Here is a 5,110-nt window from a genome sequence, read left to right as displayed (position 1 = left end):
CGTGGTGAGCGGCGGCCGCGTGCTGGCGGTGACCGCGCTCGGCGACAGCGTGCGCATGGCGCAGAAACGCGCCTACGAGGCGGTGACCTGCACCCACTTCGAAGGCATGCAATACCGTCGCGACATCGGCTGGCGCGCGCTCGACCGCAAGAAGTGAGGCGTCGGGCGTGAGGTGCGAGGCGGCGAACCTGCGCGCGTATCTGCGACGCGGCGGCCTGATCGCCTATCCGACCGAATCCTGCTACGGCCTCGGCTGCGATCCGCGCAATCCGCGCGCGCTGAGGCGCCTCGTCCGGCTCAAGGGCCGCAGCGCCGCCAAGGGCCTGCTGCTGATCGCCGACCGTTTCAAGCGGCTGCAAGCCTTTGTGCGTCCCCTGAGCCCCCCCGACCGGGCGCGGATGCAGCGCAGCTGGCCCGGCCCCGTCACCTGGGTGGTGCCCGCGTCCGCCGCCTGTCCGCCCCTGCTCACCGGCGGACGCCCCACCATCGCGGTGCGCGTCACCGCCCACGCCGGCGCCGCACGGCTGTGCCGCAGCCTCGGCATGGCACTGGTTTCCACCAGCGCCAACAAAAGCGGCCAGCCGCCTGCCACAAGTGCGGCCGAATGCCGCAGAATATTCGGCGCGCAGGTGTGCGTGATCGAGGGCCGCATCGGCCCGCGCCGCCGCCCTTCCACCCTGATCGACCTCGCCACCGGAACCGTCCTGAGACCCTGATGCCTACCGAAGCCTTCGACACCGCCACGTTTAATACAAGCGCAGTCAAAACCTGGCTGCTCGACCTGCAGGCGCGCATCGTCGCCGCGCTGGAAACCACCGACGGCCTGCCCTTCCGCACCGACGCCTGGGAGCGCCCCGAAGGCGGCGGCGGCATCTCGCGGCTGATCGAGGAAGGCCGCGTACTGGAGCGCGGCGGGGTGAACTTCTCGCACGTGCTGGGCAGCCAGCTGCCGCCGTCGGCCAGCGCGCACCGGCCGGAGCTCGCCGGACGCCGCTGGGAAGCGATGGGTGTCTCGCTGGTGCTGCACCCGCGCAATCCCTACGCGCCGACGGTGCATATGAACGTGCGCTGCTTCGTCGCGATGAAGGACGGCGAAGCGCCGGTGTGGTGGTTCGGCGGCGGCATGGATTTGACGCCCTACTACGGCTTCGCGGACGACGCGCGGCACTTTCACGCCGCCTGCAAGGACGCGCTCGATCCGTTCGGCGCCGGCTTGCATCCCCGCTTCAAGGAATGGTGCGACCGCTATTTCTTCCTCAAGCACCGCAACGAGCCGCGCGGCATCGGCGGCGTGTTCTACGACGACTTTTCCGAAGGCGGCTTCGAGCATGCCTTCGCCATGACGAAAAGCGTGGGCGACGCCTTCCTCGGCGCCTATCTGCCGATCCTGGAGCGCCGCAAGGACGCGCTCTACGGCGAGCGCGAACGCGACTTCCAGGCCTACCGGCGCGGCCGCTACGTCGAGTTCAACCTGGTGTTCGACCGCGGCACCCTGTTCGGCCTGCAATCGGGCGGGCGCACCGAATCGATCCTGATGTCGCTGCCGCCGATCGTGAAATGGCGCTACGACTGGCATCCCGCGCCCGGCACGCCGGAAGCGGCGCTCTACACCGATTTTCTCACCGCGCGCGACTGGGTCTGAAGCATGCGCAAAGCCCCGCGCCGCATCCTGATCGGTATTGGCGTCCTGCTGCTGCTGATCGGACTGATCGGGCTGATCGCCTGGGAACTGCTGTCGTCGGCGCTGGAGGCGAAATACCTCGCCAAGACCGCGCAGAAAATGACCTGGCAAATCCGGCCGGGGCCGTCCAGCCGCATCCGTTACCCTGGCCAGGGGCCGTACGACGTGCGCCTCGGCTACAGCAAGCTGCCGGATTACCTGGCACGGCTCGACCAGGCCGGCTGGCAAATCGACCAGCAGGCCCGGATCAGCATCCAGATGGAGCGGGCCGACGATCTTGGCCTGTTTCTGCCGTACCACGAAAAGGATCAGGCCGGCCTGAGCCTGCTCGACAGCGACGGCAAGCAGCTCTATCAGGGGCTGCACCCGACGCGGGTGTACCGCCGCTTCGACGAGATTCCCAAGGTGCTGGTCGATGCCCTGCTCCACATCGAAAACCGCGAACTGCTGACCGAGCAATTCCCTACCCGCAACCCGGCGGTAGAGTGGGACCGGCTCGCCCAGGCCTTGCTGGAAAAAGGCATCAGCCTGATCGACACGGATCGCAACGTGCCGGGCGGCAGCACCCTGCCGACGCAGATCGAAAAATACCGCCATTCACCGGAAGGCCAGACCGGCAGCATGAGCGAGAAGCTGCGCCAGATGGCCACCGCCAGCCTGCGCGCTTATCTCGATGGCACCAACACGCTGCCGATGCGGCGCCAGACCGTGATGGCCTACCTCAACACGGTTCCGCTCGCCGCGGCGCCGCGCTTCGGCGAAGTCAACGGCGTCGGCGATGGCTTGTGGGCGTGGTACGGACTGGACTTTGCCGAGATCAACCGCATCCTGGCCAAAAAGCCGGCTGCCCGCGACACGGCCTACGCCAGCGCGCTGAAGCATGCGCTGTCGCTGATCGTGGCGGAGCGCCGCCCGTCGTATTACCTCGCCGCCAACCGCAAGGCGCTGGATGCCCTCACCGACGACCACCTCGATCTGCTGGCCGGCGCCAATCTGATTTCGCGCGAACTCGCCGACCGCGCCAAGGCCGTCAAGCTGCGCAGCACGCGTCTGCGCATCGACCCGCCGGCGCCGCGTTTCGCCGACCAGAAGGCCACCAATGCGCAGCGCATCCGCGTCGCCGCGCTGCTCGGCGAGCCGCGCCTGTACGATCTCGACCGGCTGGACCTGACGGTTGACACCACCATCAACCAGCCGGCGCAAAAAATCGTCAGCCGCTATCTGCAAAGCCTGGCCAACCCGGAAGCCGCTGCCGCATCGGGACTGATCGGGTTTCGCCTGCTGAAACTGGAAAATCCGCTGAGCCAGGTGATCTACAGCTTCACCCTGTATGAAAAAGCGCCGTCCGGGAACCTGCTGCGCATCCAGGCCGACAATCTCAACCAGCCGTTCGACATCAACAGCCAGGCGCGCCTCGATCTCGGCTCCACCGCCAAGCTACGCACCCTGGTCACCTATCTGGAAATCGTCGCGCGGCTGCACGCCAAACACCGTTCGCTGGACGCTGCCGCGCTGAGGCAAAAAGCCCAGCCGCAGCGCGACGTGCTGTCGCAGTGGGTGGCTGCCACCCTGCTGAACCAGCCCGGCATCCAGCTGGACGCCCTGCTGGATGCCGCGATGCACCGCCCGTATTCGGCGTCGCCGGAAACCTTTTTCACCGGCGGCGGACTGCACAACTTCGCCAACTTCGATTCCAGGGACAATGGCCGCGTGATGGACGTATGGGAGGCCACCAAGAACTCGGTCAACCTCGTCTACATCCGCATCATGCGCGATATCGTGCGGCATTACGCCAGCGCCTCGCCGGGGGCGGCGGCGCGCATCCTCGACGACGCCAGCAACCCGATGCGCACAACCTATCTGATGCGTTTTGTCGACAAGGAGGGCCGCGTCTTCATCCACCGCTTCTACCAGCGCCACCAGGGCCATACGGCGGTGCAGATGGCGGAGGATCTGTACGCCCGCGTCCGCACCAACCCGCGCCGCTTCACCGCGGTGTTCCGCTATCTGGAGCCGCGGGCGGACTTCGAGGTCTACGTCGCCACGCTGCACCAGCAGGTTCCCGCCAGCGTCGGCCTCAGCCGGAAAACGCTCGAATCGCTCTACAAGACCCACGCACCCGACGCCTACAACCTGACCGACCGCGGCTACGTGACGCAGATTCACCCGCTGGAACTGTGGGTGGTGCAAACCCTGCGCACGGCGCCGAAGACCGATCTCAATGCCCTCTATGAACAGGGCGCCGAGGTCCGCCGCGAGGTCTACAACTGGCTGTTCAAGACCAGCCGCAAGAACGCGCAGGACATCCGTATCCAGAGCCTGCTCGAAGTCGAGGCTTTCGACATCCTGCTGCGCGACTGGAAACGGCTGGGCTACCCGTTCGACAACATCACGCCGTCCTACGCCACCGCCATCGGCAGCTCGGGCGACCGCCCCGCCGCGCTGGCCGAACTGATGAGCATTCTGGTCAACGACGGCATGCGCGCGCCGATGGTGAGTCTCACCGGCCTGCATTTTGCAGCCAACACGCCTTACGATACCCGCCTGTCGCTCAAACCGGCCCGCGGCGAACGGCTGCTGCCGGCCGAGGTGGCGCACACCGTGCGCCGCGCGCTGGCACGCGTGGTGGAGGGCGGCACCGCCGCCCGTCTCGCCGGCGCGCTCAAGAATGCAGCCGGTCAGCCGCTCGCCATCGGCGGCAAAACCGGCACCGGCGATCACCGCTTCGAGCGCTACGGCAAGGGCGGACAACTGCTCGAATCGCGCGTGGTCAACCGTACCGCCACCTTCGTGTTCTATCTGGACGACCGCTATTTCGGCACCCTCACCGCGCTGGTGCCGGGCGAACAGGCCGGCCAGTTCGGTTTCACCAGTTCGCTCACCACGCAGATCCTGAAAACCTTGCTGCCGCAATTGCAGCAGCACTTGTATCCGCAGCCGCCGGCGCCGCCCAAGCCGGTTGCCGCACCGGTCGCCGAACCGGCGCCCCTCGCCCCGCGCATGCCGCAGAAGGACAAGCCCGACGGCGCCACCAGCCAGGCCGACCCGCCCGTCGAGGAACCCTCGACCGAGCGCGGTTTCCCGTAAGACCTCGACCCCCGCGTGGTGGTGCCGGTGCCGCCCGTTCCCGCGGCACCGGCCGACGCGCAGTGACGCGGGGCTTGGGATCGCGCGCGAATCGGAATATGCTAAAAAGCTGCTTCTTCTGACCTGGCCATGAAAGACATTCATCCCTTGATCCAGCATCACGCCTCCACCGACCCGGACAACGTCAGCATCCCGGCTCTGCGGGTGCTGTCGGAAATCACCACCAGCCTGTCCAGCGACGCCAATGTCGAACAGCTGCTGGGGCGCTTTCTCTCGACCATGATCCGCCTGGCCGGCCCCACCACCGCGATCACCAGAATGAAACTGATGGTTCGCAGAAAC

At 67.0% G+C, this 5,110-nt stretch carries 4 protein-coding genes and 1 pseudogene; all 5 read left to right on the top strand.

From position 1 onward, the window contains the following. Nucleotide 1 precedes the first annotated feature (1 nt). Nucleotides 2-157, top strand: a complete 156-nt coding sequence (locus Q0L94_RS06260) for a phosphoribosylglycinamide synthetase C domain-containing protein (protein ID WP_366799273.1) — start codon at nucleotides 2-4, stop codon at nucleotides 155-157. 10 nt (nucleotides 158-167) lie between these two features. Beyond that, entirely contained in the window at nucleotides 168-716 is a 549-nt protein-coding gene (locus Q0L94_RS06255) for an L-threonylcarbamoyladenylate synthase (RefSeq protein WP_296751337.1), read from the top strand. Next, nucleotides 716-1,642, top strand: coding sequence for an oxygen-dependent coproporphyrinogen oxidase (hemF, locus tag Q0L94_RS06250; protein ID WP_296751335.1), 927 nt, complete (start codon nucleotides 716-718; stop codon nucleotides 1,640-1,642). The genes Q0L94_RS06255 and hemF overlap by 1 nt, the downstream gene beginning before the upstream one ends. Nucleotides 1,643-1,645: 3 nt before the next feature. Continuing rightward, nucleotides 1,646-4,768 (top strand): transglycosylase domain-containing protein, encoded by a 3,123-nt coding sequence (locus Q0L94_RS06245; protein WP_296751332.1) that lies wholly within the window; start codon nucleotides 1,646-1,648, stop codon nucleotides 4,766-4,768. A gap of 129 nt (nucleotides 4,769-4,897) precedes the next feature. Further along, nucleotides 4,898-5,110: pseudogene (locus Q0L94_RS06240) on the top strand (histidine kinase); the annotation flags it as partial.

This window comes from Thiobacillus sp., assembly GCF_024708915.1.
Note: the sequence above shows the minus strand (reverse complement) of the source record. Positions and strands in the feature narration are given on the sequence as shown.